Below are 26,631 nucleotides of genomic sequence, written 5' to 3' on the forward strand. Positions count from 1 at the left end.
TTACTCCTTATCCACATTTCCAATATAACGGCGAAACAGGGCCGGCAATCGAGGCGTCAGCCAGGATGCGCCTGCCACATCGCGGTCTTTCCATGATGCCAGCAGTAATTGCGGCGTTAGCAGCCGCTCCGCCTCCTGCGCCAGGGGACGATAGCTCAGGTGCCAGGGTTCCGCGGCCACGCCGCCGCGGTCATGGGCGTAGGGGCGGTAAAAACCGTATCCGGCCATCCATTCGCCCAGCCAGTCGGCCAGCGGGGCAAGATAGCCGCCCGGCAGATACTCCCAGGGTTCCAACTGCAGCGTCGCGCCGGCGGGCAATAAGTCCGGATCGTACACATCCAGATCGCTGCCCCAGTGATGGCGGCTGGCGCCCGGCAGCGCCGACCAGCGCAGGATGGCGTGGCAGCGCTCGGCCACCGTCAGGCTTTGACTGTCCAGCGGCCGGCTGTGGTTATCTAATAATGGCCGCTCGCCGCGAAACTTGCCATTCCAGATAGCCAATTGGCGGTCAAAATCACGAAAACTGCTGGCCGGCTGCAGATTGAAACCCGCCTGGCGCGCAGCCTGCCGCAGGTCTTGAAAGGCGGTGACCGCCTCGGGCTGCAGGCGATGGCGATCGCACAGCGGCGCCAGGTGCCGGTCGGTCTGGCCGGTCAACATGTCCGGCGTCATCATGGGATCAGTTGCTCCATGATGCGCTGATACATCCGGCTTAGCAATTGCAGGTCGGCGGCGCTGACGCATTCGTTCACTTTATGGATAGTGGCGTTCACCGGCCCCAGTTCCACCACCTGCGCGCCCATGCGGGCGATAAAACGCCCATCCGAGGTGCCGCCGGTGGTTTCCAGGCGCGGCGTCAGGTCCTGGTAATGCCTGACCGCGTTGATGACCGCCGCCACCAGCTCTCCGGGCGGCGTGAGAAACGGCTGGCCCGATAACCACCAGTCGATATGGTAGCGCAGCCCGTGACGCTCCAGCAGGGCCTCCACCCGGGACCGGATCAGGGTATCGGTCAGTTCGGTGCTGAAGCGGAAGTTGAACTGCACCAGCAATTCGCCCGGAATCACATTATTGCTGCCGGTACCGGCGTGGATATTAGCGATTTGCATGGTGGTGGGGGGGAAAAACGCATTGCCTTCGTCCCAGACGATCGTCACCAGCTCATTGAGCGCCGCCATGGCGCGGTGCACCGGATTATCCGCCAGATGCGGGTAAGCCACATGCCCCTGGGTGCCGAGCACGGTAAGCGTGGCGGTAAGCGAACCGCGCCGGCCGTTTTTCACGATATCGCCGACGCGCAGATGGCTCGACGGTTCACCCACCAGGCAATAATCCAGCCGCTCATCGCGCGCCATCAACGCTTCCACCACTTTTACCGTACCGTCGGCGCCGGTGGCCTCCTCATCCGAAGTGATAAGGAATGCCAGCCGTCCCCGATGCTGTGGATGCTGGGCGACGAAACGCTCGGCGGCGACGATCATGGCGGCCAGCGAACCTTTCATATCGGCGGCGCCGCGGCCGAAAAGCATGCCGTCGCGCAGGGCCGGCTCGAACGGCGGATTATCCCAGCCGAGAGCATCGCCCGCCGGCACCACGTCGGTATGGCCGGCAAACGCCAGGGTTCTGCCCTCGCCGCGCCAGGCCCAAAAATTGTGCGTGGCACCAAAGTTCATCGGCTCGATGGTAAACCCGGCCGCCCGCAGGCGGTCAACCAGCAGCGCCTGGCAGCCGGCGTCGTCGGGGCTGAGGGACGGGCGTTTGATTAACTGCTGCGCCAGCTCCAGTACCGGACAAGACATGTCAGGCCTCCTTGTGGGTGATGAAGAGTTGGTAGCCTTCGGCGTCGAAACCCACCATAAGCCTGCCGTCAGGGGACTGCAGCACCGGCCGCTTGATGACGGCCGGCTGGCCGACCATCAGCGCCAGCGCCCCCACGGCCCCTTCGGCCGCCTGCCGCTCGGCGTCGCTTAGCTTGCGCCAGGTGGTGCCGCGGGTATTAAGCAGCGCCTGCCAGCCCACGCCGTCCGCGAAACCCTGCACTAATCCGCGGTCGACGCCATCGACGCGATAGTCGTGGAACCGGTAAGCCACCTGCCGCTCGTCAAGCCAGCGGCGGGCCTTTTTTATCGTATCGCAGTTTTTGATACCGTAGAGCGTAAATGCAACATCCGGGTCTGCCATGGCAAAGCGTTACCTGTAAAAAAACATTGTTGCGCCAATAATGCGGGAAAATGGCCGGAGGATCCAGACGGCGGGGCAATCATTGCTTATCGTTATGGCCGACGGGCAATACTGTCTTTTTTACCGCGCTAAAAACCCTATTATTAACCCAAGTGATAACATAATGTGCCAATAATTTAACTTATGCATCGATTTATTATTTTACGCCCATGTATCGCTTTACCGGGGTTGCGTTTTTTCTGCCGGGCCATAGTGCTGTTTATTAAAAAGCAGCGCCAAGACAATGAAGGCAATAAAGGATTTCTTGCTGCGCTTATAAAGGGTTGCGTTCGACTCCCTGACACACGCTTTTAAGCATTCAGGGTGAATATGTTTTTTTATCATTACCTGGTCCATGGGCGCCAAACCATAAAAAGAACTTATGAAGAAAGCGTAGGGCAAATGCCTGGTTTTGCCTGTTCAAATGCGGATATTGCGATGATGATTAAAGATTTGTTGTTTAAAATCAGCAATTAATTGCAATTTTTAGCAAATTGCAATCATTGCGGCTGAATTGTCACATTTTTGATCTAAACATTAACCATTGCGGGGAAAAAACCGGTCATTGCCGGAGAGTCGTGCATCAAAACAGGGCATTAGCCCCCTGAGGCTAATATATTATGTGATCTCTACGGGCAATTAAAATTAATACATCCGTAGCCCTCTTTTATTTTCTAAAGAGACTTTGTATAATCGCCGTACAAAAAAGAGAGGCAGGGTATGATTGATACAGAGTTAGTCACTTGGAAAGATTTCATCGAAGCAATGCTGCGCAAGTAGTGGCAAGCTGAAAAAAGGCGTTGTTCCTTTTTAACGCTAACCAGCTTGGAAATCATCGTACGAATAAACGGCCACCTCTCATCAAGGTGGCCTTTGTCGTTTTAGCGGATTATCGGTTTAAAGCCGGGTTGGGCCGTCGCCGGGCGTTACGTCCGCGTTATCCGGCAATAACTGGATATTGGCGTCCGGATGATCTTTGGTCGGGAAGCGCTGGCGGATCAGCACAAAAAACAGCGGGATAAAAAAGATCGCCAGTATCGTGGCCGAGATCATGCCGCCGATAACGCCGGTACCGACCGCGTGCTGGCTGGCGGACCCCGCTCCCCGGCTGATGGCCATCGGCAGCACCCCGAAGATAAACGCCAGCGAGGTCATCAGGATGGGCCTTAACCGCATGCGCGAGGCGTGCAGGGTGGCCTCGATCACTCCCTGGCCGCGCTGGTTCAGCTCATTGGCGAACTCTACGATCAGAATGGCGTTTTTCGCCGAGAGGCCGATAACCGTCAGCAGGCCGACCTGGAAATACACATCGTTTTCCAGCCCGCGCATCCAGGTTGCCAGCAGCGCGCCCACCACGCCCAGCGGCACCACCAGCATCACCGAAAAAGGTATCGACCAGCTTTCATACAGCGCCGCCAGGCTCAGGAATACCACCAGCAGCGAGATAGCGTACAGCGCCGGCGCCTGGGAACCCGAGAGCCGTTCCTGATACGACATCGCGGTCCATTCCAGCCCCATGCCGTTGGGTAGTCCCGCCACCAGCTTCTCCATCAGGTCCATCGCCGTGCCGTTGCTCACGCCGGCCGCGGCTTCGCCGACAATTTCCACCGACGGAACGCCGTTATAGCGTTCCAGCCGCGGCGAGCCGTATTCCCAATGCGAGGTGGCGAACGCGGAGAAGGGCACCATGGTGCCGCTGCCGTTACGCACATACCAGCGATACACGTCGTCGGGTAGCATGCGGTATTTGGCCGCCGCTTGCACATAGACCCGCTTGACGCGGCCGCGATCGATAAAGTCGTTGACGTAGTTGGAACCCCAGGCGGTCTGCAGCGTATCGTTAATATCGTCAACGCTCACGCCCAGGGCCTGCGCCTTGCGCTGATCGATGTCGATCTGCAACTGCGGACTGTCGTCCAGACCGTTATGCCGCACGCGCGACAGCTCAGGCGAAGCGGCCGCCTGTGACAGCAGCTGGTCGCGCGCCTTCATCAATGTGTCATGGCCCTGGCCCGCCTTGTCTTCCAGCATCAAATCGAAACCGGCGGCGTTGCCCAGGCCGGAGATGGCCGGCGGATTATTGGCCAGCACCCGCGCCTCGGAAATATGGCTGAACTCCTTGGTGGCGCGCGCGATAATGGCTGATGCGGTGCGATCGGCGCTCGCGCGGTCATCCCAGTTCTTCAGGCGGATAAACATCCTGGCGACATTTTGCCCGTTGCCGCCGGGACCGGCGCCGATGGTGGAGAATACCGACAGCACATTATCTTTTTCATGGGTCAGGAAGTAGTTTTCCACCTTGGCGACCACCTTCAGCGTTTGTTCCTGGGTCGCATTGGTGGGAAGCGTCACCTGTCCCATAAACACCCCCCGGTCTTCCTCGGGCAAGAACGACGTGGGCAGGTGCAAGAACAGAAACGCCATGCCGGCCAGCAGCAGGCCGTACAGCAGCAGCCAGCGCGCCGTGCGTTGCAAAATGCGCGTGACCCCCTGCTGGTAACGTTCCGCCCCCCGGTCAAATACACGGTTAAACCAGCCGAAAAAACCGCGCCGCGCGTGCTGATGATTTGCCGGCAGCGGTTTAAGCAGGGTGGCGCACAGCGCCGGGGTCAATATCATGGCCACCAGCACCGACAGCACCATCGCGGCGACGATGGTGACCGAAAACTGACGATAGATGGCGCCGGTGGTGCCGCCAAAAAACGCCATCGGCACAAACACCGCCGACAGTACCAGGGCGATGCCCACCAGCGCGCCCTGGATCTGGCTCATGGATTTGCGCGTGGCGTCGCGCGGCGACAGGCCCTCGGTGCTCATCACCCGCTCGACGTTTTCCACCACCACGATGGCGTCGTCCACCAGCAGCCCTATCGCCAGCACCATGGCGAACATGGTCAGGGTATTGATGCTGAACCCGCTGGCAGAGAGCACCGCAAAGGTGCCGAGCAGCACCACCGGCACGGCGATGGTCGGGATCAGGGTGGCGCGGAAATTCTGCAGGAACAGGTACATGACCAGGAACACCAGCACAATGGCTTCCAGCAGGGTTTTCACCACGTCCTCGATGGAGGCGGTGACAAACGGCGCCGTTTCATAGGCGATTTCGGCCTTCAGGCCATGGGGGAAAAAGGGCGCCAGCTCCGCCAGCTTTTGTTTTACCAGCCGGTTGGTATCGAGCTCATTGGCCCCGGAGGCCAGCTTGATACCCATGCCCGCCGCGGCCATGCCGTTATAGCGGGTCAGGTAATCGTAGCTTTCCGAACCCAGCTCGATGGTCGCCACCTGGCCGAGCGTCACCGCCGAGCCGTCGCTGTTGACCCGCAGGGTAATGGCGCGAAACTGCTCCGGCGTCTGCAACTGCGACTGGGCGTTAATGGTGGCGTTAAGCGCCTGCCCGTTCACCGCCGGCGTGCCGCCCAGCTGGCCGACCGCCACCTGGCTGTTTTGCGCCTCGATGGCCGTGACCACGTCGGCGGTGGTTAACTGGTAATTGACCAGGGCATCAGGATTAAGCCAGATGCGCATCGAGTATTGCGACCCGTAGGCATCGATGCTGCCGACCCCGCTGACCCGGCTGAGCGGTTCTTGCAGGTTGCTCACCATATAATCCGCGATATCGGATTTATCCATCGAACCGTCGGTGGACACAAAGGCCACCATCATCAGGTTGCTGTCGCCGGTCTTGGTGACGGTCACGCCCTGGGTCTGCACCGCCTGCGGCAATCGTTTCATCGCCACCTGCAGTTGGTTCTGCACTTCCTGCATCGCTTCGTTGGGGTCGGTCCCCGCCTCGAAAGTCAGGGTGGTGGTGGCCTGGCCGGTATTGCTGCTTTGCGAGGCCATATACAGCAGATTATCCAGGCCGGTCATGTTTTGTTCGATAATCTGGGTAACGGCATTCTCCACCGTTTTAGCGGAAGCGCCGGGATACTTGGAGGTAATACGCACCGTGGGCGGCGTTAATTTGGGATATTGCTCAATGGGCAGCGTAAATATAGCCATGGTGCCGGTCAAGGCAACGATAATTGCCAGTACCCAGGCGAAAATCGGGCGATCGATAAAAAAATTAGCCATTCAATAAAACCCCGGGGCGAGTGTCCTGTTATCGTACGGCGAAAGTGACATTGCTCGCCGCCATGGTACTTTACGCGCCGGGACCGAAGAAAACGTGGAGAAAAAAAGGAGATCGTGTAAAGAAGTACTAGTGTCGTTGTATCCGGGGCGCACGCCGCCGTTTTCCACGCCGGTCGCGCGCGGCGCCAAGCCTGTTCCCACCGTATCCTTTATCGCGGTTTGCCCGGAATCGCTCTCGCTCCGGCGCCGGTTTGCGTTATGATCAAGATCACAGTTCCAGGTCTTTAGTCGGATTATAGAGGGCGTCATGGCGTTTATGATCAAAATTATCGAAAATAAGTTGTTATCGGACCATTGGTTTGTATTGCGGAGATTTGTTTTCGAACTGCAAAGAAAAGACGGCACGCCGGTACGCCAGATGCGCGAAGTCTACGACCGCGGCAACGGCGCCGTCATCCTGCTGTATAACCGCGCCAAAAACAGCGTGGTGTTGATACGCCAGTTCCGTATGCCTACCTACGTTAACGGCAACGCCACCGGCATGCTGCTGGAAGCCTGCGCCGGCCTGCTGGACGATGACTCGCCGGAGGAGTGCATCCGGCGCGAAGCCATTGAGGAAACCGGCTATGCGGTGGGAACGGTGGAGAAACTCTTTTCGGCCTATATGTCGCCGGGCGGCGTTACGGAAATCCTGCATTTTTTTGCCGCCGAATATGACGATGCGCAGCGCGACAACAGCGGCGGCGGTATTGATGATGAGGATATCGAAGTGCTGGAGCTGCCGTACCCTGAGGCCATGGCGATGGTGCAGGACGGCCGCATCCAGGACGGCAAGACCATTATGTTGTTGCAGCAGGCGCACATCCGGGGCTGGCTGAAGGCATAACGCCCAGGCGGCGGCGGACGGCTGGGTAATCGGCGGCTGTAACGAATCGCGTTAATAAAGTACTGGATAAATACACAGCTATGCTGTATATTTATTACACTACCGACAGGGAGCCTGTCTCCCGGCAAAGGCTCCGGTCCGGTGGTGAACCATAATGGGCTCTGTTCGGCGATATGCCCGCACTGCCTGTTTGCCGTACTGATAAAGACGTGGGGAAAGCTATGATGATATCCGCAGCGGGTTTTGAAACCCTTCATCAAACGGTCTCGATGAGCAGCCGTGAACTGGCCGGTCTGACCGGCATCTCCCACGGTGAAGTGAAACGCCTGATCAACAGCCTGGACGCCTCCCGGCGCCTAAGCCAGCCTGTGCGCGCGACGGATTATCAACGCCCGGACGGAACCTCCCAGGAATATCAGCTGAACAAGCGCGACTCGCTTACGGTCATTGCGCGGCTGTCGCCGGGCTACACCCCGGCGGTGCTCGATCGCTGGCATGAACGGGAAATGCAGCACGACCTGCCGGACTTTACCAACCCGGCGGTGGCGGCGCGCGCCTGGGCCCAGGAATATGAACGCCGCCAGGCGCTGGAAAACCGCCTTGCCGCTATCGCGCCCAAAGCGGATTTTTTCGATCGCTACGTGGTGGTCGACGGCGCCCTGGGGTTTCGCCAGGTCTGCAAATTACTGAAAGCCAAAGAGCCGGATTTCCGCCAGTTCCTGCTGGAACGCCAAATCATGTACCGCCTGTCCGGCGTGCTCACGCCGCACCAGCAGCACCTGGAGGCGGGGCGCTTTGAACTGTACCGTGGCACCGGGGAAAACCGCCACGCCTTTTCCCAGACCCGCTTCACGGCCAAAGGCGTAAAATGGGTTGCCGGCTTATGGGCGGCGCATATCGCCCAGGAACAAAAAGGCGCCGCGGCCTGAGTACCGTTTCCGCCGCTTCCCGGCATAAAAAAAACCAGCCGGCAAATGCCGGCTGGTTTCAGAAGCAGGGTAGTCACGGAGAATGAAATCCGCAGGTAAACCTGTTCAAGGCAGAGCGTGCCGATGGGGTCGACTCGGGCGTGGTGTTGCCGCCCGACTGAGCGCCCAAGACTACTTTAACAAGCCGCGCGCTTTTTCCAGCACATTCTCGACCGTAAAACCGAACACCTTAAACAGTTCCTCGGCCGGAGCCGATTCACCAAAGGTGGTCATGCCGACAATGGCGCCGTTCAGGCCGACATATTTATACCAATAATCGGCAATGCCGGCTTCAATCGCCAGGCGCGCCTGCACCCCATGGGGCAGCACCGCTTCACGGTACGCCTCATCCTGCTTATCAAACACGTCGGTGGACGGCAGCGACACCACCCGCACCTTACGGCCCTCGCCGCTCAGTTTCTCCCACGCCGCCACCGCCAGCGACACTTCCGAGCCGGTGGCGATAATAATAAGCTCAGGCGTACCCTCGCTGTCTTTCAGGACGTAACCGCCGCGGGCGATATCGGCCAATTGCTGCGCGCTGCGATCCTGCTGCGCCAGGTTCTGGCGCGAGAGGATAAGCGCGGTAGGTCCGTCATGACGCTCAAGCGCCTGCTGCCAGGCCACGGCGGTTTCCACCTGGTCGCACGGCCGCCAGTTGCTCATGTTCGGCGTCAGCCGCAGGCTCGCCAACTGCTCCACCGGCTGATGGGTCGGGCCGTCCTCGCCCAGGCCGATGGAATCATGGGTATACACCATGATCTGCCGCGCCTTCATCAGCGCCGCCATACGCACCGCGTTGCGGGCATATTCCACGAACATCAGGAAAGTGGCGGTATAAGGCACAAAGCCGCCGTGATGCGCGATACCGTTGCCGATAGCGGTCATGCCGAACTCGCGCACGCCGTAATGAATATAGTTGCCCGCGGCGTCATCGGCGATGGACACCGATTTCGACCAAAGGGTCAGGTTGCTCGGCGCCAGGTCGGCGGAGCCGCCCAACAGTTCCGGCAGCAGCGGGCCAAAAGCCTCCAGGGCGTTTTGCGAGGCTTTACGGCTGGCGATACTGGCCGGGTTGGCCTGCAGTTTTTCGATATACGCCTTGCTCTGCGCCTGCCAGTCGGCGGGCAAATGGCCCTGGGTACGGCGCTTGAATTCCGCCGCCAGCTCCGGGAAGGCTTTTTCATAGGCGGCGAATTTTTCGTTCCAGGCGGACTCTTTGGCCGCGCCGGCCTGTTTGGCGTCCCACCCGTCATACACCTCTTGCGGGATGACAAACGGCGGCTCGTTCCAGCCGATGGCCTTACGCGTGGCGGCGACTTCGTCGGCGCCCAGCGGCGCGCCGTGCGCCCCATGGGTGCCGGCTTTATTCGGCGAGCCGAAGGCGATTACCGTCTTGCACATCAGCAGCGACGGCTTATCGGTCACCGCGCGCGCTTCTTCAATCGCCGCTTTCACCGCATCGCTGTCGTGACCGTCAACACCGCGCACCACGTGCCAGCCGTAGGCTTCAAACCGCTTGGCGGTATCGTCGTTAAACCAGCCCTCCACATGCCCGTCGATGGATATGCCGTTATCGTCGTAGAACGCCACCAGCTTGCCGAGCTTCATGGTGCCGGCCAGGGAGGAGACCTCGTGGGAAATGCCTTCCATCATGCAGCCGTCGCCTAAAAAGACATAGGTATGATGATCGACGATCTCATGGCCCGGACGGTTAAACTGCGCCGCCAGGGTGCGTTCGGCGATGGCGATGCCCACCGCGTTGGCGAGGCCCTGGCCCAATGGGCCGGTGGTGGTTTCCACGCCGTCGGTATAACCGTATTCAGGGTGGCCCGGTGTTTTGGAATGCAGTTGACGGAAGTTTTTCAACTCTTCGATGGGAAGGTTGTAGCCAGTCAGGTGCAGCAGGCTGTAGAGCAGCATCGAGCCGTGGCCGTTGGAAAGGATAAACCGGTCGCGATCCATCCATTTCGGATTGGACGGATTATGGTTCAGATAATCGCGCCACAACACTTCGGCGATATCCGCCATGCCCATCGGGGCGCCGGGATGGCCGGAGTTGGCTTTTTGAACCGCATCCATGCTTAAGGCGCGGATGGCATTGGCAAGCACTTTACGAGAGGTCATTGAATGCTCCAAAGATTACAGTTTGGCCGCCAGGAGGTCTTCCAGGCTCTGTTGGTCCACCGCAAACTGACGAATGCCTTCAGCCAGTTTATCAACGGCCATCGGATCCTGGTTGTGTTCCCAACGGAATTCGGGTTCGGACAACGGGGCGGGCTGGTGAAAACCTTCAGTGGAAGGAGAGAGCTTGCGCTCTACCGGTTCTTCGCTGTTATGCAACTCTTCCAGCAAGGCCGGGGAAATGGTCAGGCGATCGCAGCCGGCTAACGCCAGGATCTGTTCCGTCTTGCGGAAGCTTGCGCCCATGATCACCGTCTGGTAGCGATGTTCTTTATAATAATCATAGATAGCGCGCACCGACTTAACGCCCGGATCCTGTTCCACATCGTACGGTTCCATCGGTTTACGCTGGTTATACCAGTCATAGATGCGCCCGACGAACGGCGAAATCAGGTATACGCCGGCTTCGGCGCAGGCACGGGCCTGGGCGAACGAAAACAGCAGGGTCAGGTTACAGTTGATGCCTTCCCGTTCCAATTCCTCCGCCGCCTTGATGCCTTCCCAGGTGGAGGCCAGTTTGATCAGGATACGGGATTTATCAATGCCCTGATCCTGGTAAAGGCCGACCAGTTTGCGCGCCTTGGCCACGCACATACCGCGATCGAACGACAGGCGGGCATCCACTTCGGTGGAGACGCGGCCCGGGACGCTTTTCAGTATTTCGACGCCAATATTCACCGCCAGTTTATCGCTGGCATTGATGATCTGCGTTTCCCGGGTGCCGCCCTGCTTGCGGGCATAGGCCAGCGCGTCTTCAAACAGCGGCTGGTAGGCGGTCAGGCTGGCGGCCTTAAGGATCAGCGATGGATTAGTGGTGGCATCCTGCGGGGTATAATGACGAATCGATTCGATGTCGCCGCTGTCGGCCACGACGGTAGTGAATTGCTTTAGCGCTTCTAACTGATTCATTTCTCAACTCCATGAAGAAAATAATACATCTGATCTAAGTTACAGTTAACCTAAGGATAACACTGCCTCAACAAGACGCAGAATGAAATGCGCTTTTTCTGATTATTATAATGGACAAAAACGATGGCGGCCCCGCGGCAAGCGGGGCCCGGGCGCCGAATAAAAAGCGGCGGCCCGTCCGCCGCCGGCGCCGCCGTGTGCCGGGTGAAACCGCGGCGTCGTCAGCCTTTGGCCTGCTGCAGCCACTTATCCAGCTCGCGGGCGAATTCCTGGCGTTCGCGCTGGCTGAGCGGCGGCGGCCCGCCGGTCTGGATGCCGCTGGAGCGCAGGGTATCCATAAAATCCCGCATGGTCAGCCGTTCGCGAATCGTCTCGGGCCGGTACATCTCGCCGCGCGGGTTGAGCGCCACCGCGTCTTTTTCCAGCACTTCCGCCGCCAGGGGAATATCGGCGGTGATCACCAGATCGCCCGGGCCGACGCGGCGGACGATTTCATTATCCGCCACGTCAAAGCCGGCGCCGACGCGCAGGGTGCGGATAAAGGGCGAGGGCGGCACCGCCAGGGTCTGGTTGGCCACCAGCGTCACCATGACCGACAAACGTTGCGCGGCGCGGAATAAAATCTCCTTGATGACCTTGGGGCAGGCATCGGCGTCAACCCATATCGCCATTAACGTTCTCCTTGGGACAGCCAGTCGCGCACCGGCAGAAAGTCGCGGTACAGCGCCGCCTCCGGGCTGTCCGGCTGCGGTTGATAATCATATTCCCACCGCACCTGCGGCGGCAGCGACATCAGAATGGATTCCGTGCGCCCGCCCGAATGCAGCCCGAACTGCGTACCGCGATCCCAGACCAGGTTGAACTCGACGTAGCGCCCGCGGCGATAGAGCTGAAACTGGCGTTCCCGCTCTCCCCACGGCAAAACCTTGCGCCGGCGGACTATCGGCAGGTAGGCGTCCAGGTAGCCTTCGCCCACCGCACGGGTAAAGGCATAGGCCCGCTCGAAATCCGGCGTGTTGAGATCATCGAAAAACAGCCCGCCGATGCCGCGCGCCTCGTTGCGGTGTTTCAGGAAGAAGTAGTCGTCACACCAGCTTTTGTAGCGGGAATACACATCGTCGCCAAACGGACGGCAGAGGTCATGGGCGGTCTGGTGCCAGTGCACCGCATCTTCCTGGAAACCATAAAACGGCGTGAGATCGAAGCCGCCGCCAAACCACCACACCGGATCGGCGCCGGGTTTTTCGGCGATAAAAAAACGCACGTTGGCATGGCTTGTGGGAACGTAGGGGTTGTGCGGATGGACCACCAGCGACACGCCCAGTGCCTGAAAGCTCCGCCCGGCCAGTTCGGGCCGGTGCGCGCTCGCGGAGGCGGGCAGGCGCGCGCCCTCCACGTGGGAAAAATTGACTCCCGCCTGTTCAAATACCCGGCCCTGGCGCAGGACCCGGGTGCGCCCGCCGCCGCCCTCGTCGCGCGTCCACAGGTCTTCCCTGAAGGCGCCGCCGTCTTCCGCGGCTAGGGCATGGCAGATTCTGTCCTGCAGATCCAGCAGGAAGCCTTTGATATGTCCAATATCAGGTGAAGTCATGTCGCAAGCCCTGGTTGATTGCGCGCGGGGTTAAGGCCGCGCGGAGATATAGGCCATGCAGTATAACCTCGCCGGCTGCCGTGACCAACCGCCGCAACGCCCCTTAGGGGCGGGTGGCGCCGCCCGCATGCCGCTCATGGGCGTCGAAATAGGCGAAAAAGTCCACGATGCCGCTGCTGATGGCCGAGGCGATACGATCCTGAAACGCCGCGGTTTCCAGCAACTGCTCCTCCCGATGGTTGGTGATAAAGGAGGTTTCCACCAGCACCGACGGGATCGAGGCGGATTTCAGCACCGCGAACGCCGCCTGCTCGGTATGCTGGCTGTGCAGCTGATGCACCGGCCGGATATGGTTAAGCAGGTGGCGGCCCAGCGTCAGGCTGTTTTTAATCGTATCGGTCTGCACCAGATCAAACAACACCTGCTGCAGATAATTATCCTGCTGCCGGTATTTGCCTCCCGCCACGTCATCGGCGGCGTTTTCCTTTTGCGACAGATATCCGGCCATGGCGCTGCTGGCGCCGCGATTGGACAGGGCGAATACCGACGCGCCGGCGGCGTCCGGGCTGGTAAACCCGTCGGCGTGGATGGAAACAAACAGATCCGCCCGGTGCTCATGGGCCAGCTCGACCCGCCGGAACAAGGGAATAAATTCGTCCTGCTCGCGGGTCAGCCGGGTCTGGATATGGCCGTGCCGCGCCAGGTTGTCGCGCACCTTGTTGGCAATCGCCAGCACCACATGCTTCTCCTTGGCGCCCTGATGGCCAATGGCGCCGGGATCGATGCCGCCATGGCCGGGATCAATCATCACGCAGTGCGGACCGCCGGCGGGCCTGGGCGCGCCCGGGCTTGCGGGCAGCAGCGCGCCGGCGGCAAAGCCCGGCCGGGCGGTCAACGAGGCCAGCGCCAGGCACGACAGCAGCATTTGGCGGCGGGATTGCAGAATATTCAGGGGGGCGGAGGGTATGACTTTTTTCATGACCATAGCTAAAACAGACCGGATGCTGAGGGTTGGCGGCAAATGTTAGGGTATAACATAAGAATCTCCCGCGATCGATGGCGGAACTATGTCCATCTATTACCTGCCGGCGCGCGGGAAAAACCGTTATCAGGTTAATAAGCAAGAAATAGCGCTCCCGGCGACGATGTTATTTGCCTTCAGGGTAAATAACGCGATAATCAGGCTATTAGGTTTATTTGCTTGAGATTACGGCGGTCAGCTATGGAAATCCGTGTATTTCGTCAAGACGATTTCGAGGAAGTGATTACGCTTTGGGAACGTTGCGATTTGCTGCGTCCCTGGAACGATCCGGAAATGGATATCGAGCGCAAAATGCAGTGCGGCGCCGACCTGTTTATGGTGGCCGAGGTGGCGGGGGAAGTGGTCGGCTCGATTATGGGCGGGTACGACGGCCATCGCGGCTCGGCCTATTATCTTGGCGTACACCCCGATTACCGCGGCCGGGGCATTGCCAACGCGCTGATAAGCCGTCTGGAGAAAAAGCTTATCGCGCGCGGTTGTCCGAAGATCCATCTGATGGTGCGCGAAGACAACGAGGCGGTGATCGGCATGTATGAAAAGCTGGAATACGAACTTATCGAGAGCGTGACCCTGGGCAAGCGGCTGATCGAGGATCAGGAGTACTAGCGCGGCGGGGGAAGGGCCGGTGGTCGTGCCGGCCCCGGCCGGCTTATTGCTTCAGGAGATGTTCCACGTCCACGTTCACGCCGTGGCGGTCCTTATCCAGCTTACCGCTGATGACCAGTAAATCCTTGGGAGAGACATCCTGCCCGTTCCATTTATCATTATCGATTTCCACCTCGATACTGCCGGTATGGTCGCGAAACAGGTATTTATCCCCGCCAAGCTTTTTCTCGATATTGCCCTGCAGGGTGACCCAGGCATTGTCTTTCATCCCCTTGGCCTGCTTTATGGTGACCTGCTTGGCATCGGCGGAGCCTCTGAAGCCGCTTTGCTGTTTGTCGGGGGGCGGGGGCGGCTCGTCGCCGTGAAAACCGCCGTTTTGCGCCAGTGCCGGCAGGCTGCATAATAGGATAAGCGCGGCAATTGTCGCTTTTTTCATCATCAATAGTTCTCCTTTTAAATCGGCCCATGCCGCCGTAACCGGTGGAATGGGCAGGGTAGAATCCCGATTATTTATTTATACAATGAAAACCTAAGCATGGCACATGGCGCTTGATTTGCGAGCCCGCCGTCATTACGGGGCCGGTAAACAGACATTAACGCACCCTATAATTCGTTATCCGCCGGAATGTTCCCGTGTTAGAAACGGGGTTTGTCAAAAAATCCGATAAATGGCACTTTACGTCGCTTGCGGTATCCAATACCGCAAACGCTTGCCGGAATCTTTGTTAAGGAGTTTACATGAAGCAGTTGCGCCCGTTGATTATCGGGCTTCCCATTTTGTTGGCGGGCTGTTCGACCCTGTCCAATTTCTCCTGGTCCAGCCTGTCGCCGTTTAACTGGTTCGGCAGCAGCGCCACTGTCGGCGATACCGGCGTCGGTAATGTTACCGCCGCCACGCCGCTGGAACATGAGGCGCTGGATAAGGCGCTGAACGGCAATTATCGTTTGCGCGGCGGCATGGAGACGCGCAGCGGCGGTATCGTCGCCTTTTATCAGGCGTTAAAAGACGATCGGGTAAAAATGACGTTTTACGGTCCGCAGGCGGGGAAGGTTGAACGCGTGGAAGTGACGGACAGCGACATCGCCAGCGCCTGGGGCGTAAAAATCGGCACGCCCTTCAGCAGTCTGTACGACAAAGCCTTCGGCGCCTGCGCGCGCGGCGCAGGCGAGGATCAGGTGGTGTGCGCCGCGCCGCAGAGCCGCCATGTGAGCTATGTTTTTTCCGGCACCTGGCATGGTCCGGATGAGCTGATGCCGGCGGACGACACGTTAAAAAGCTGGCGGGTCAGCAAAATAGTCTGGCACGCCAACAGCGCCGGTTAAGCCGTTTCCCGCCGGCGGCGCGCATGAGATGCCGGCGCGGCTCACCGCCGCAGCCGGCGTTTTTTTACCCTGGTTCCCAGCCTTAACGGCCGCCGTCGGGCGGCGTTTTACGCACCATGAGGGTGCTTATAGCTTTTCATGCTCTTAAAGCAGAAAAAGGTATAAAAAACCGTTACAGGTTATAGGGCTGTTATAAATAAACTGTATCACCATAAGGCAGGTTTTATAACGCATGAACCAAAGGTAAAGAATGAATCAAACGCTGATTTCAAGCCGTGCAGTCAAAGGTTGCATCGCGGCGGTATTGCTGGCTTGCGGTCCGGCGCACTCGACTGAATTGCTGAACAGCTCCTATGATGTGTCGCGCGAGCTGTTTGCGGCCCTGAACCCGGCGTTCGAGCAGCAGTGGCAAACGCAGCATCCCGGCGACACGCTGACCATTAAACAATCCCACGCCGGCTCCTCCAAACAGGCGCTGGCGATTTTGCAGGGCCTGAAAGCGGACGTGGTCACCTACAACCAGGTCACCGACGTGCAGATCCTGCACGACCGCGGCGATTTAATCCCGGCGGATTGGCAAAGCCGGCTGCCCAACAACAGCTCGCCGTTTTATTCCACCATGGCGTTCCTGGTACGCAAGGGCAATCCCAAAAATATCCATGGCTGGAACGATCTGGTGCGCGACGACGTGAAGCTGGTGTTCCCCAACCCGAAAACCTCCGGCAACGGGCGTTATACCTATCTGGGCGCCTGGGGCGCCGCCAGCCTTGCGGACGGGGGCGACGAGGCGAAGACCCGCGCCTGGATGCAGAAATTCATCGCCAATGTCGAGGTTTTCGACACCGGCGGCCGCGGCGCCACCACCACCTTTGCCGAACGGGGCCAGGGAGACGTGCTGATCTCCTTTGAATCGGAGGTGAATAATATCCGTAACCAGTACGGCGCCGACAACTATGAGGTTATCGTGCCCGCGGTGAATATCCTGGCGGAATTCCCGGTGGCCTGGGTGGATAAAAACGTCGAGAAAAACGGCACCCTCGAGGCGGCGAAAGCCTACCTGAATTACCTTTACAGCCCGGCGGCGCAGCAGGTCATCGCCAACTTCTATTACCGGGTCAATAATGACGCCATCATGACGGCGGCAAAGGATAAATTTCCGGCAATCACGCTGTTTCGGGTCGAGGACCAGTTCGGCGGCTGGCCGCAGGTTATGACCGCCCATTTCGGCAATGGCGGCGAGCTGGATAAATTAATCGCGGCGGGACATCGTTGATGTTGGCCCTGCAAAGCAAACGCGTGCTGCCCGGTTTCGGCTTGAGCCTGGGCAGCAGTCTGCTGTTTGTCTGCCTGATTTTATTATTGCCGCTGAGCGCGCTGGTGATGCAGCTCGCGCAGATGAGCTGGCAGCAGTATTGGGAGGTGATCACCAGCCCGCAGCTGCTGGCGGCCTATAAGGTCACGCTGCTGTCGGCGGGCGTCGCCTCGCTGTTTAACGCCGCGTTCGGCATGCTGATGGCCTGGATCCTGACGCGCTATGATTTTCCCGGCCGCCGGCTGCTGGACGGATTGATGGATTTGCCCTTTGCCCTGCCCACGGCGGTGGCGGGCCTGACCCTGGCGACGCTGTTTTCCACCACCGGCTTCTACGGCGCCTGGCTGGCGCACTTCGGCATCAAGGTATCCTATACCTGGCTGGGCATTACCGTGGCGATGGCCTTTACCAGCATTCCGTTCGTGGTGCGCACGGTGCAGCCAGTGCTTGAGGAACTGGGTCCGGAATATGAAGAAGCGGCGCAAACTCTGGGCGCCAGCCGCTGGCAGTCGTTTCGCCGGGTGGTATTGCCGGAGGTGGCCCCGGCGCTGCTGGCCGGCGCCGCGCTGTCGTTTACCCGCAGCCTGGGCGAGTTCGGCGCGGTGATTTTTATCGCCGGCAATATCGCCTGGAAAACCGAGGTCACCTCGCTGATGATTTTTATCCGGCTGCAGGAGTTCGATTATCCCGCCGCCAGCGCCATCGCCTCGGTGATCCTGGCGGCGTCGCTGCTGCTGCTGTTCGCCATTAACGTCTTGCAATCGCGCTTCGGCAGGCGCCTGGGAGGTCACTGATGGCTGATATCTCCGCCTTTAACGGCGCGGAACGCGTGCGAACCGACTGGCTGAAATGGCTGTTAATCGGCACCGGCATGGTGATTTCCCTGCTGTTTTTGGTTATCCCTATGGGCTACATTTTCGTCACCGCGCTGGCGGAAGGCCTGGCGCCGGTTTGGCGCAACCTGAACGATTCGGACATGCTGCACGCCATCTGGCTGACGGTGCTGGTGGCGCTGATCGCCGTGCCGGTCAACGTGGTGTTCGGTACGCTGATGGCCTGGCTGGTAACCCGGTTTAACTTCCGCGGCCGGCAGCTACTGCTGACGCTGATGGATGTGCCGTTTGCGGTATCGCCGGTTGTGGCCGGCCTGCTGTATCTGCTGTTCTACGGATCCAACGGCCCGCTGGCCGGCTGGCTGGACACCCATAATATCCAGCTGATGTTTGCCTGGCCGGGCATGGTGCTGGTCACGGTGTTTGTCACGTGTCCGTTCGTGGTGCGCGAGCTGGTGCCGGTGATGCTAAGCCAGGGCAGCGACGAGGATGAGGCGGCGATTTTGCTCGGCGCCTCCGGCTGGCAGATGTTCCGCCGGGTGACGTTGCCCAATATCCGCTGGGCGTTATTGTACGGCGTCATCCTCACCAATGCGCGCACCATCGGCGAATTCGGCGCGGTGTCGGTGGTTTCCGGCTCGATTCGCGGCGAGACCTATACCTTACCGTTGCAGGTTGAATTGTTGCATCAGGATTACAACACCGTGGGCGCCTTTACCGCCGCCGCGCTGCTGACGCTGATGGCTATCGTTACATTATTCCTGAAGAGCGGTTTGCAGTGGCGCCTGGCGCGCCAGCAGGCGCATCTTCGGCAGGGGGAGCAGTGATGAGTATCGAAATCGACAATATCAGCAAATATTTCGACAGCACCAAGGTGCTGAACAATATCTCCCTTGATATTCCCACCGGCGAGATGGTGGCGCTACTGGGGCCGTCCGGTTCCGGCAAGACCACCCTGCTGCGCATTATCGCCGGTCTTGAACACCATAACAGCGGCCATCTGCGTTTTGGCGGGCAGGATGTCAGCCAGCGTCATGCGCGCGATCGCCATGTCGGTTTCGTGTTCCAGCACTATGCGCTGTTTCGCCATATGACCGTGGCCGACAATATCGCCTTCGGCCTGACGGTATTGCCCAGGCGCGCGCGTCCCTCCGCCGCCGCCATCAAGCAGAAGGTGGCGCAACTGCTGGAGATGGTGCAGCTTGGCCACCTGGCCAACCGCTTTCCCTCGCAGCTTTCCGGCGGACAGAAACAGCGGGTGGCGCTGGCGCGCGCCCTGGCGGTGGAACCTGAAATCCTGCTGCTCGACGAGCCCTTCGGCGCGCTGGATGCTCAGGTGCGCAAAGAACTGCGCCGCTGGCTGCGCCAGCTGCATGAAGAGCTGAAATTCACCAGCGTGTTTGTTACCCACGACCAGGAAGAAGCCATGGAAGTGGCCGACCGCGTGGTGGTGATGAGCCAGGGCAATATTGAGCAGGTCGGCACGCCGCAGGACGTCTGGCGCGAGCCGGCCACCCGTTTTGTGCTGGAGTTCATGGGCGAGGTAAACCGGCTGGATGGCGAAATCCGCGGATCGCAGCTGTATATCGGTCAGTATCATTGGCCGCTGTACTATGCGCCCATCCACCAGGGCCACGTGGATCTGTTCCTGCGTCCCTGGGAAATGGAGATCGGCGATCAGCCCAGCGATCGTTGCCCGCTGCCGGTGCAGGTCATTGATATCAGCCCGCGGGGGCATTATTGGCAACTGCTGGTCCAGCCCGTCGGCTGGCACCAGGAGCCCCTGAGCGTGGTATTGCCCGGCGCGGGCGTGACGCCGCCGCGGCGCGGCGAGCGGTATTACCTCGGGGCGCAGAACGCCCGCCTGTATGTGGGCGATAAGGCGTTGCAACCCGTTGCTTTCGCTGAAAGCGCTTGATAAGTTCTTTACCTTACCCCTTCTCGCAACAGGCGGCCCGGCGGCCGCCTGTTTTATTATTGGAATAGCGACGTGACAACCCTTGAACAATGCATAGGCAATACCCCGTTGGTAACATTAAGCCGTATGGGGGCGGGGACCGGCAGCGAGATCCGGGTTAAGCTGGAAGGCAATAACCCGGCCGGCTCGGTCAAGGATCGCGCGGCGCTGGCGATGATAGCCCAGGCGGAGCGGCGTGGCGAAATCGCGCCGGGCGATAGGCTTATCGAAGCCACCAGCGGCAATACCGGCATTGCGCTGGCGATGATCGCCGCCATGAAGGGCTACCGGCTGCGGCTGCTGATGCCGGAGAACATGAGCATGGAGCGGCAGGCGGCGATGCGTGCCTATGGCGCCGAGCTGGTGCTGGTGAGCCGGGAGGAGGGGATGGAAGGCGCGCGCGATCGGGCGCAGGCTATGGCGCGCTCAGGCGAGGGCAAGGTGCTCGATCAGTTTAATAATCCTGATAATACCTATGCCCACTTTTCCACCACCGGCCCGGAAATCTGGCGGCAAACCGCGGGCGGCATCACCCACTTTGTCTCGGCCATGGGCACCACCGGCACCATCACCGGCGTCGGCCAGTACCTGAAAAACCAGAACGGCGGCGTGCGCGTTATCGGGCTGCAGCCCGCCGAAGGCAGCGCTATCCCCGGCATACGCCGCTGGCCACAGGCCTATCTGCCAGGCATATTCCGCCCGGAGGTGGTTGATGTGATCATGGATATCCACCAGCGGGAAGCCGAGGATACCATGCGTCAGCTGGCGCGCGAGGAGGGCATTTTCTGCGGCGTCAGCTCCGGCGGCGCGGTGGCCGGCGCGCTGCGCATTGCCCGCGAGGCGCCTGGCAGTCTGGTCGTGGCGATTATCTGCGATCGCGGCGACCGATATCTTTCCACCGGCGTGTTTGACGCGGTCTGAACGACTTACCTGATTAGCGGTCTGCATAAGGGGATAATTCGCCTGCCCGGCGCGGTTTTATGCCATGCTTAGGCCTGATGAAGAGAGATGCCGCTGTTATGGAGAAAAACATGAAGATTTTGCTGGTTGACGACGATCAGGAACTGGGCAAGATGCTCAGTGAATACCTGTCCGCTGAAGGATTTACCACGTCGTTGGCCCTGACCGGAAAGGAAGGCGTCATCGGCGCGTTGTCCGGCGACTATACCGCCATGGTGCTGGATATCATGCTGCCGGATATGAGCGGTACCGATGTGCTGCGCCAGGTGCGCAAAAGCAGCCGTATCCCGATTATCATGCTTACCGCCAAAGGCGATAATATCGACCGGGTGATCGGGCTGGAAATGGGCGCCGACGACTATATGCCCAAACCCTGTTATCCACGCGAACTGGTGGCGCGGCTGCGCGCCGTGATGCGCCGGTTTGACGAGCAGCGCAGTGAACCGCCGGAATCGGGGGCGGTACGCTATGGCGAACTGACGCTCAATCCCGCTACCCGCTCCAGCCAGTGGCAGGGGGTGGCCTTTGACCTGACCGCCTCGGAGTTTAATTTACTGGAACTGCTGATGCGCACGCCGGATCGCGTGGTTTCGAAGGACGACCTGTCGGAAAAGGGATTGGGCCGTCGCCGCGAGGCCTACGATCGCAGCGTCGATGTCCATATCAGCAATATTCGCCAGAAATTATCCGTTTTGCCCGGCAGTAATCTGAGCATTGAAACCGTGCGCAGCATCGGTTACCGGATTCGCTAATGGCCAACCGGGGTCGTTTGTTCTGGAAGATACTGCTGGGATTCTGGCTGATTTTCCTGTTGATTACCCAACTGCTCTGGGTGGTTTTCTCCCTCTACGGCAGCCATCACGAGCCGCCCGAGGAAAATATCGCCCGCCGTATCGCCAACCTGCAGCTTGACTCCGCCGCGTCCGTACTGGCCAGCGGCGGGACACCGGCGTTCGAGGCCCTGCGCGCGGCATGGACGAGCACCGATCGGCAGTTCTTCTCCTTTGTCGCCGACGTCGCCGATCCGGTCGCGGACGATACCACCCGCTTCGGACCGCCCGACATCATCAGCCGGCGGGTTACCGCCGCCGACGGACGGCATTACCTGCTCAGTTACGATCTTCTCGGGCTGCGCCATGACGCGCACCAGGGACGCCGCGGCAGCATTTTGCATATGCCAAGCCCGTTGTTCTGGCTGGGCCTGACGGGCGGGCTGCTGTTCAGCATGCTGCTGGCCTGGAACCTGACCCGGCCGATGCTGATGCTGCGCAGGGCGTTTGAACGGGTATCCCGCGGCGATTTAAGCGTGCGCCTGCTGCCGGTGATGCGTCGGCGCCACGACGAAATTACCGACGTGGCCAAGGATTTCGACGCCATGGCCGAACGGTTGCAGGTGCTGGTCAGCGATCGCGAGGCGTTGCTGCACGACGTTTCCCATGAGCTGCGCTCGCCGCTGGCGCGCCTGCAGCTGGCCATCGGCCTGGCGCACCAGAATCCGAATAATGTTTCCGCATCCCTGGATCGCATCGAACATGAGGCGGGCCGTCTGGACCGGATGATTGGCGAGCTGCTGGCGCTCACCCGCGCCGAGCACCAGGGGTCTGCCGGCGAAGACTATTTTGATCTGTACGGGCTGGTGGAGGCGGTGGTCAACGACGCACGCTACGAGGCGCAGGTGCCCGGGGTGGAAATCGCGCTGAGCGCCGCCCAGCCGGAAGACTATACCGTGAAAGGCAATGCGGAAATGATGCGGCGCGCGGTGGAAAATATCGTGCGCAACGCCGTGCGTTTTTCCACCCACGGGCAACGTGTCAGCGTGACGCTGTCCCGGGTGGAGACTCAACTGGACATTACCGTTGCCGATCAGGGGCCGGGCGTGGAGGAGAGCAAGCTCTCGAGTATTTTCGATCCCTTCGTGCGCGTCAATTCGCCCTTGAACGGCAAGGGCTACGGTCTGGGCCTGGCGATCGCCCGCAAGGCGGTGCTGGCGCACGGCGGGCAGGTGGAAGCGTTTAACGGCGCCAGCGGCGGCCTGGTCATCCGTATTCGTATTCCTCACTGGGCCTGAACCCTGCGCGTGCTTAAGGGTGCAGATGGCGTAGCGTCGGGCCAGTTTTTTAGTCAACTGCTCGACAGGATTGCGGGTGAGGTTTATGTTGCCGTAGTGAGGGTTTCGCTGACGCTTGCGGGTGAGGTTTATGTTGCCGCGGCGAGGGTTTCGTTTGTGGTTTGCGGGGCGGTTTATGTTGCCGCGGCGAGGGTTTCGTTTGTGGTTTGCTGGGCGGTTTATGTTGCCGCGGCGAGGGTTTCGTTTGTGGTTTGCGGGGCGGTTTATGTTGCCGTGGCGTGGGTTTCGCTTGCCGTGCGTGAGGTGTTCATAGGTATTGCCGGGCGCCGGCAAGCGACAAAGAGGCCGTACCGCGACGGCCTCCTTGACCTCCGCGCGTCCGGCAGATCGTGCGCCGCTGCGCGGTGCCCGGCATCACCCATCCCGGCTTTTGGACCGCCCGATATGCGCTCCCGGCGCAATCCGGGCTTTCGCCGCTCCCGGCGGCTCATCCAGCCGTGATGCGCGCCGCCGGCGCACTCTATGCCGGCACCACGTCAACACCATCGCCTGTGAGTAAAATAGCGTTTTTGGGTTTCTTGCGGCATGCACTTACCGGGAAAAATATCAGTATCCATTTTGGCCCAGAGTCTACCCGCTGATGGCCGAAAGTGTAATGCTTACTGTTAAAGCTTAAAGTTGAATGATAAACACTTTACTGCCTAACTGCCTAACTGCCTAACTGCCTAACTGCCTAACTGCATGACTGCATGACTGCATGACTGCTAAGAGCATGCCTGTATGACCTGTCTTTTGCTCTACCAACTGCATCTATAACGGTCAATCGTCTGCCGACGCCAGACCCTATCCCAGGCAACAGCGTCGCGATCGCTTCATAGGCTGCAGGCGAACAGCGACATGTGGACCGGCATAAAGCGCGCTGACGGCGCCAGTGGCCCCGGCATGAGCCGCCGGGAGCGGCGAAAGGCCCGGTTGCGCCGGGAGCGCTAACCGGGCCGGTGCATAACGGGGACATGGGCGGCGGAAGGCATCGCGCAGCGACGCGCGACCTGCCGGGCGCGCGGAGGTCAAGGAGGCCGTCGCGGTACGGCCTCTTTGTCGCTTGCCGGCGCCCGGCATTGCATATATCCACCGCACGCACGGCAAGCGAAACCCACGCCGCAGCAACATAAACCTTACCGCAGCGGCATAAACCTTACCGCAGCGGCATAACCCTCGCCGCAGCGACATTCACTTGCACAGAACCTAAAGACCACCTCAGTCCCATGGCGCGACGAACCCCATGATCACCGGCCGCAATACAGACGTGTTAAAGGCAAATCATGGCAACACCGGGTTCAGCAAAGAGAAACGGCACCCGCTGGGGTGCCGTTTGCGCCGGACGATAACACATCCTGGCTGGGACTGGGTTGCCTGGTATTATTTCTTTATACGAATAATGGGTGTTTCGCCTACAACAACACTGCCGGTCAGCTTAATCAGTTCCTTGATCTCATCCATATTGGAGATCACGACCGGAGTCAAGGTGGATTTGGCTTTCTCTTCCAATAACGGCAGATCAAACTCAATCACGACGTCGCCTTTCTTGACGCGCTGACCTTCCTGTGCGATACGCTTAAAGCCCTCGCCCTTCAGCTCGACGGTATCGATGCCGAAATGGACAAAAAGCTCGATCCCGCTATCGGATTCGATGGAAAAAGCATGGTTGGTTTCAAAAATTTTCCCAATGGTGCCGTCAACCGGTGCCACCATTTTGTTACCGCTGGGTTTAATGGCAATGCCGTCGCCCACGATCTTTTCGGCAAAAACGACATCAGGCACATCTTCAATGTTAACAATTTCACCTGAAAGGGGTGCAACTATTTCTATGCTTCCCATGTCTTTCTTATCATCGGAAACCAGAGATTTCAGTTTATCGAACAAACCCATGATCTTCTCCTAAGCATTTATAGCGGGTCAGCGTCGTGAAATCAGCAGAGCGTTTTTTCTTCAATGAATTTGTTTATCAGATTCATCAACTCGTCCGCGGTCGGTTGAGCTAAAGCTTCCTCTGCTAACGCCTTTGCATCGCCAAAATTCGTATTACGAATAATTTTCTTGATGCGCGGGATAGAGATAGCACTCATGCTGAATTCATCCAGTCCCATCCCTAATAACAGTAGTGTAGCACGTTCATCACCTGCCAGCTCGCCACACATACCAGTCCATTTACCTTCCGCGTGAGATGCGTCAATAACCTGTTTAATCAGCGTCAACACCGCCGGTGACATGGGGTTGTAGAGATGCGAAATTAACTCGTTACCGCGATCCACCGCCAGAGTATACTGAGTTAAATCGTTTGTCCCAATACTAAAGAAATCAACTTCTTTCGCCAGATGATGGGCAATGGTCGCGGCGGCCGGTGTTTCCACCATCACGCCCACTTCGATAGACTCGTCGAAGGATTTCCCTTCCTCGCGCAACTGGGCTTTCAGCAGGTCCAGCTCCACCTTCAGTTCGCGCACTTCTTCCACCGAGATAATCATCGGGTACATGATGCGCAGCTTGCCGAAGGACGACGCCCGCAGAATGGCGCGCAGCTGCGCGTGCAGCATTTCCTTGCGATCCAGGCCGATGCGGATGGCGCGCCAGCCCAGGAACGGATTGTCTTCTTTCGGCAGGTTCATATAAGGCAAATCTTTATCGCCGCCGATATCCATGGTGCGCACGATAATGGAACCGGTGCTGAGGGATTCCGCCACGGCTTTATAGGCCTGGAACTGTTCTTCCTCGGTCGGCAGGGAGTCGCGATCCATAAACAGGAACTCGGTGCGATACAGGCCCACGCCTTCGGCGCCGTTGCGCTCGGCGCCCGCGACGTCGCGCACCGTGCCGATATTGGCGCACACTTCGACCTGATGGCCGTCAAGGGTAATGGCCGGCAGGTCCTTCAGCTTGGCCAGCTCGGTCTTTTCCAGCACGTACTGGCTGTGCAGCGCCTTGAGTTCTTCGATTTGCTGCGGCGTCGGATTGACATACACCTGGTTGTTGACGGCATCAAGAATCAGATAATCGCCATTAACCACGCTTTTAGTGACGTTGCCGGTGCCCACGATGGCCGGCAGTTCCAGGGAACGGGCCATAATGGACGTATGGGAGGTGCGCCCGCCCAGATCGGTGACAAACCCCAGCACCTTGTCAAGATTGAGCTGCGCCGTCTCTGAGGGCGTCAGATCGGTTGCCACCAGCACCACTTCTTCGGCGATGGCGCTTAAATCGATGATGGGCATGCCGAGAATGTTGCGCAGCAGCCGCTTGCCGATATCGCGCACGTCAGTGGCGCGTTCCTTCAGATATTCGTCGTCAAGCTCTTCCAGCGCCTTGGCCTGGGTCTCGATAACGTTGTAAACGGCGGCGTCCGCCGTCGCCAGGTCTTCTTTGATAAGGGCTATGATATCCTGCTCAAGCTCTTCGTCTTCCAATAACATGATATGGCCTTCGAAGATTGCTTCCTTTTCTTCACCGAAGGTTTCGCCAGCTTTGGTTTTGATCGCTTCCAGCTGCGCGGATGCTTTGGTACGTCCAGCCAGAAAACGCTCGATTTCCTGCTCAACCTGGTTGGCAGAAATCTTTTTCCGGTTGATGACGATGTCATCTTCCTTTAGTAAGAGCGCTTTACCAAAGGCGATGCCCGGTGATGCTAAAATGCCTGAAATCAT

At 59.2% G+C, this 26,631-nt stretch carries 24 protein-coding genes; 12 read left to right on the top strand and 12 right to left on the bottom strand.

What is annotated here, in order from left to right; translation table 11 throughout:
* Genes ACL2XF_RS01910 through ACL2XF_RS01920 form a run of 3 tightly spaced genes read right to left on the bottom strand, consistent with a single transcriptional unit; the run spans position 1 to position 2,181 of the window.
* Positions 1–675: a M15 family metallopeptidase gene (locus ACL2XF_RS01910; protein WP_413727898.1), complete on the bottom strand. Its 675-nt coding sequence runs from the start codon at positions 673–675 to the stop codon at positions 1–3.
* A complete protein-coding gene (gene dapE / locus ACL2XF_RS01915; protein ID WP_413727899.1) occupies positions 672–1,799 on the bottom strand; it encodes a succinyl-diaminopimelate desuccinylase in 1,128 nt (375 codons plus the stop codon). The genes ACL2XF_RS01910 and dapE overlap by 4 nt, the downstream gene beginning before the upstream one ends.
* A gap of 1 nt (position 1,800) precedes the next feature.
* The gene (locus tag ACL2XF_RS01920; protein WP_413727900.1) at positions 1,801–2,181 is read right to left on the bottom strand and encodes an ArsC family reductase; all 381 of its coding nucleotides are present in this window, start codon (positions 2,179–2,181) and stop codon (positions 1,801–1,803) included.
* Positions 2,182–2,940: 759 nt separating this feature from the next.
* Between ACL2XF_RS01920 and ypfM the strand changes: the two genes are divergently transcribed.
* Positions 2,941–3,000 carry a protein YpfM gene (gene ypfM / locus ACL2XF_RS01925; protein WP_410016756.1) on the top strand — a complete coding sequence of 20 codons (60 nt, stop codon included), beginning with the start codon at positions 2,941–2,943 and terminating at the stop codon, positions 2,998–3,000.
* 117 nt (positions 3,001–3,117) lie between these two features.
* On the opposite strand, the gene acrD is transcribed toward ypfM, so the two are convergent.
* Positions 3,118–6,294: a multidrug efflux RND transporter permease AcrD gene (gene acrD, locus ACL2XF_RS01930; RefSeq protein WP_413723391.1), complete on the bottom strand. Its 3,177-nt coding sequence runs from the start codon at positions 6,292–6,294 to the stop codon at positions 3,118–3,120.
* Between the two features lie 307 nt (positions 6,295–6,601).
* Here acrD and nudK point away from each other — a divergent pair, with 307 nt between their 5' ends.
* Together nudK and ACL2XF_RS01940 are read left to right on the top strand one after the other, a co-directional pair.
* Entirely contained in the window at positions 6,602–7,180 is a 579-nt protein-coding gene (gene nudK, locus ACL2XF_RS01935) for a GDP-mannose pyrophosphatase NudK (RefSeq protein ID WP_413723390.1), read from the top strand.
* A 221-nt stretch (positions 7,181–7,401) separates the two neighbouring features.
* On the top strand, positions 7,402–8,109 hold the full coding sequence (locus ACL2XF_RS01940) for a phage antirepressor KilAC domain-containing protein (RefSeq protein WP_413727901.1): 708 nt from the start codon (positions 7,402–7,404) through the stop codon (positions 8,107–8,109).
* A 171-nt stretch (positions 8,110–8,280) separates the two neighbouring features.
* Here the strand turns inward: ACL2XF_RS01940 and tkt are convergent, their stop codons facing one another.
* The 5 genes from tkt to amiA form a co-directional block, all read right to left on the bottom strand.
* Positions 8,281–10,275, bottom strand: a complete 1,995-nt coding sequence (tkt, locus tag ACL2XF_RS01945) for a transketolase (RefSeq protein ID WP_410014099.1) — start codon at positions 10,273–10,275, stop codon at positions 8,281–8,283.
* Between the two features lie 15 nt (positions 10,276–10,290).
* Positions 10,291–11,241, bottom strand: a complete 951-nt coding sequence (tal, locus tag ACL2XF_RS01950; protein ID WP_410014100.1) for a transaldolase — start codon at positions 11,239–11,241, stop codon at positions 10,291–10,293.
* 221 nt (positions 11,242–11,462) lie between these two features.
* A complete protein-coding gene (locus tag ACL2XF_RS01955; RefSeq protein ID WP_413727902.1) occupies positions 11,463–11,912 on the bottom strand; it encodes a YaiI/YqxD family protein in 450 nt (149 codons plus the stop codon).
* The gene (gene hemF / locus ACL2XF_RS01960; protein ID WP_413727903.1) at positions 11,912–12,832 is read right to left on the bottom strand and encodes an oxygen-dependent coproporphyrinogen oxidase; all 921 of its coding nucleotides are present in this window, start codon (positions 12,830–12,832) and stop codon (positions 11,912–11,914) included. The genes ACL2XF_RS01955 and hemF overlap by 1 nt, the downstream gene beginning before the upstream one ends.
* A gap of 103 nt (positions 12,833–12,935) precedes the next feature.
* Entirely contained in the window at positions 12,936–13,811 is an 876-nt protein-coding gene (gene amiA / locus ACL2XF_RS01965; RefSeq protein ID WP_410014103.1) for an N-acetylmuramoyl-L-alanine amidase AmiA, read from the bottom strand.
* Positions 13,812–14,054: 243 nt separating this feature from the next.
* Here amiA and ACL2XF_RS01970 point away from each other — a divergent pair, with 243 nt between their 5' ends.
* Positions 14,055–14,480 carry a GNAT family acetyltransferase gene (locus ACL2XF_RS01970; protein ID WP_410014104.1) on the top strand — a complete coding sequence of 142 codons (426 nt, stop codon included), beginning with the start codon at positions 14,055–14,057 and terminating at the stop codon, positions 14,478–14,480.
* A gap of 43 nt (positions 14,481–14,523) precedes the next feature.
* Here ACL2XF_RS01970 and ACL2XF_RS01975 read toward each other — a convergent pair whose 3' ends face one another.
* Positions 14,524–14,919 (bottom strand): YgiW/YdeI family stress tolerance OB fold protein, encoded by a 396-nt coding sequence (locus ACL2XF_RS01975; protein WP_410014105.1) that lies wholly within the window; start codon positions 14,917–14,919, stop codon positions 14,524–14,526.
* A 299-nt stretch (positions 14,920–15,218) separates the two neighbouring features.
* Between ACL2XF_RS01975 and ACL2XF_RS01980 the strand changes: the two genes are divergently transcribed.
* The 8 genes from ACL2XF_RS01980 to ACL2XF_RS02015 all read left to right on the top strand — a co-directional run bounded on the left by ACL2XF_RS01980 (position 15,219) and on the right by ACL2XF_RS02015 (position 22,933).
* On the top strand, positions 15,219–15,803 hold the full coding sequence (locus ACL2XF_RS01980) for an RpoE-regulated lipoprotein (protein WP_410014106.1): 585 nt from the start codon (positions 15,219–15,221) through the stop codon (positions 15,801–15,803).
* 250 nt (positions 15,804–16,053) lie between these two features.
* Positions 16,054–17,076: a sulfate ABC transporter substrate-binding protein gene (locus ACL2XF_RS01985; RefSeq protein WP_413727904.1), complete on the top strand. Its 1,023-nt coding sequence runs from the start codon at positions 16,054–16,056 to the stop codon at positions 17,074–17,076.
* Positions 17,076–17,909, top strand: a complete 834-nt coding sequence (gene cysT / locus ACL2XF_RS01990) for a sulfate/thiosulfate ABC transporter permease CysT (RefSeq protein ID WP_410014108.1) — start codon at positions 17,076–17,078, stop codon at positions 17,907–17,909. Before ACL2XF_RS01985 ends, cysT begins: the two co-directional genes overlap by 1 nt.
* The gene (cysW, locus tag ACL2XF_RS01995) at positions 17,909–18,775 is read left to right on the top strand and encodes a sulfate/thiosulfate ABC transporter permease CysW (RefSeq protein ID WP_413727905.1); all 867 of its coding nucleotides are present in this window, start codon (positions 17,909–17,911) and stop codon (positions 18,773–18,775) included. Before cysT ends, cysW begins: the two co-directional genes overlap by 1 nt.
* Positions 18,775–19,866, top strand: a complete 1,092-nt coding sequence (gene cysA / locus ACL2XF_RS02000) for a sulfate/thiosulfate ABC transporter ATP-binding protein CysA (protein ID WP_413727906.1) — start codon at positions 18,775–18,777, stop codon at positions 19,864–19,866. Before cysW ends, cysA begins: the two co-directional genes overlap by 1 nt.
* 72 nt (positions 19,867–19,938) lie before the next feature.
* The gene (gene cysM / locus ACL2XF_RS02005; RefSeq protein ID WP_410014111.1) at positions 19,939–20,826 is read left to right on the top strand and encodes a cysteine synthase CysM; all 888 of its coding nucleotides are present in this window, start codon (positions 19,939–19,941) and stop codon (positions 20,824–20,826) included.
* A 110-nt stretch (positions 20,827–20,936) separates the two neighbouring features.
* Complete coding sequence (locus ACL2XF_RS02010) at positions 20,937–21,617, top strand: response regulator transcription factor (RefSeq protein WP_410014112.1); 681 nt, start codon at positions 20,937–20,939, stop codon at positions 21,615–21,617.
* A complete protein-coding gene (locus tag ACL2XF_RS02015; protein WP_410014113.1) occupies positions 21,617–22,933 on the top strand; it encodes an ATP-binding protein in 1,317 nt (438 codons plus the stop codon). Before ACL2XF_RS02010 ends, ACL2XF_RS02015 begins: the two co-directional genes overlap by 1 nt.
* Before the next feature lie 1,419 nt (positions 22,934–24,352).
* Here the strand turns inward: ACL2XF_RS02015 and crr are convergent.
* Positions 24,353–24,862, bottom strand: a complete 510-nt coding sequence (crr, locus tag ACL2XF_RS02020) for a PTS glucose transporter subunit IIA (protein ID WP_162368143.1) — start codon at positions 24,860–24,862, stop codon at positions 24,353–24,355.
* Between the two features lie 41 nt (positions 24,863–24,903).
* On the bottom strand, positions 24,904–26,631 hold the full coding sequence (ptsI, locus tag ACL2XF_RS02025) for a phosphoenolpyruvate-protein phosphotransferase PtsI (RefSeq protein ID WP_410014114.1): 1,728 nt from the start codon (positions 26,629–26,631) through the stop codon (positions 24,904–24,906).

This window comes from Sodalis sp. RH19, assembly GCF_047324215.1.
GTDB lineage: Bacteria > Pseudomonadota > Gammaproteobacteria > Enterobacterales > Enterobacteriaceae > Acerihabitans.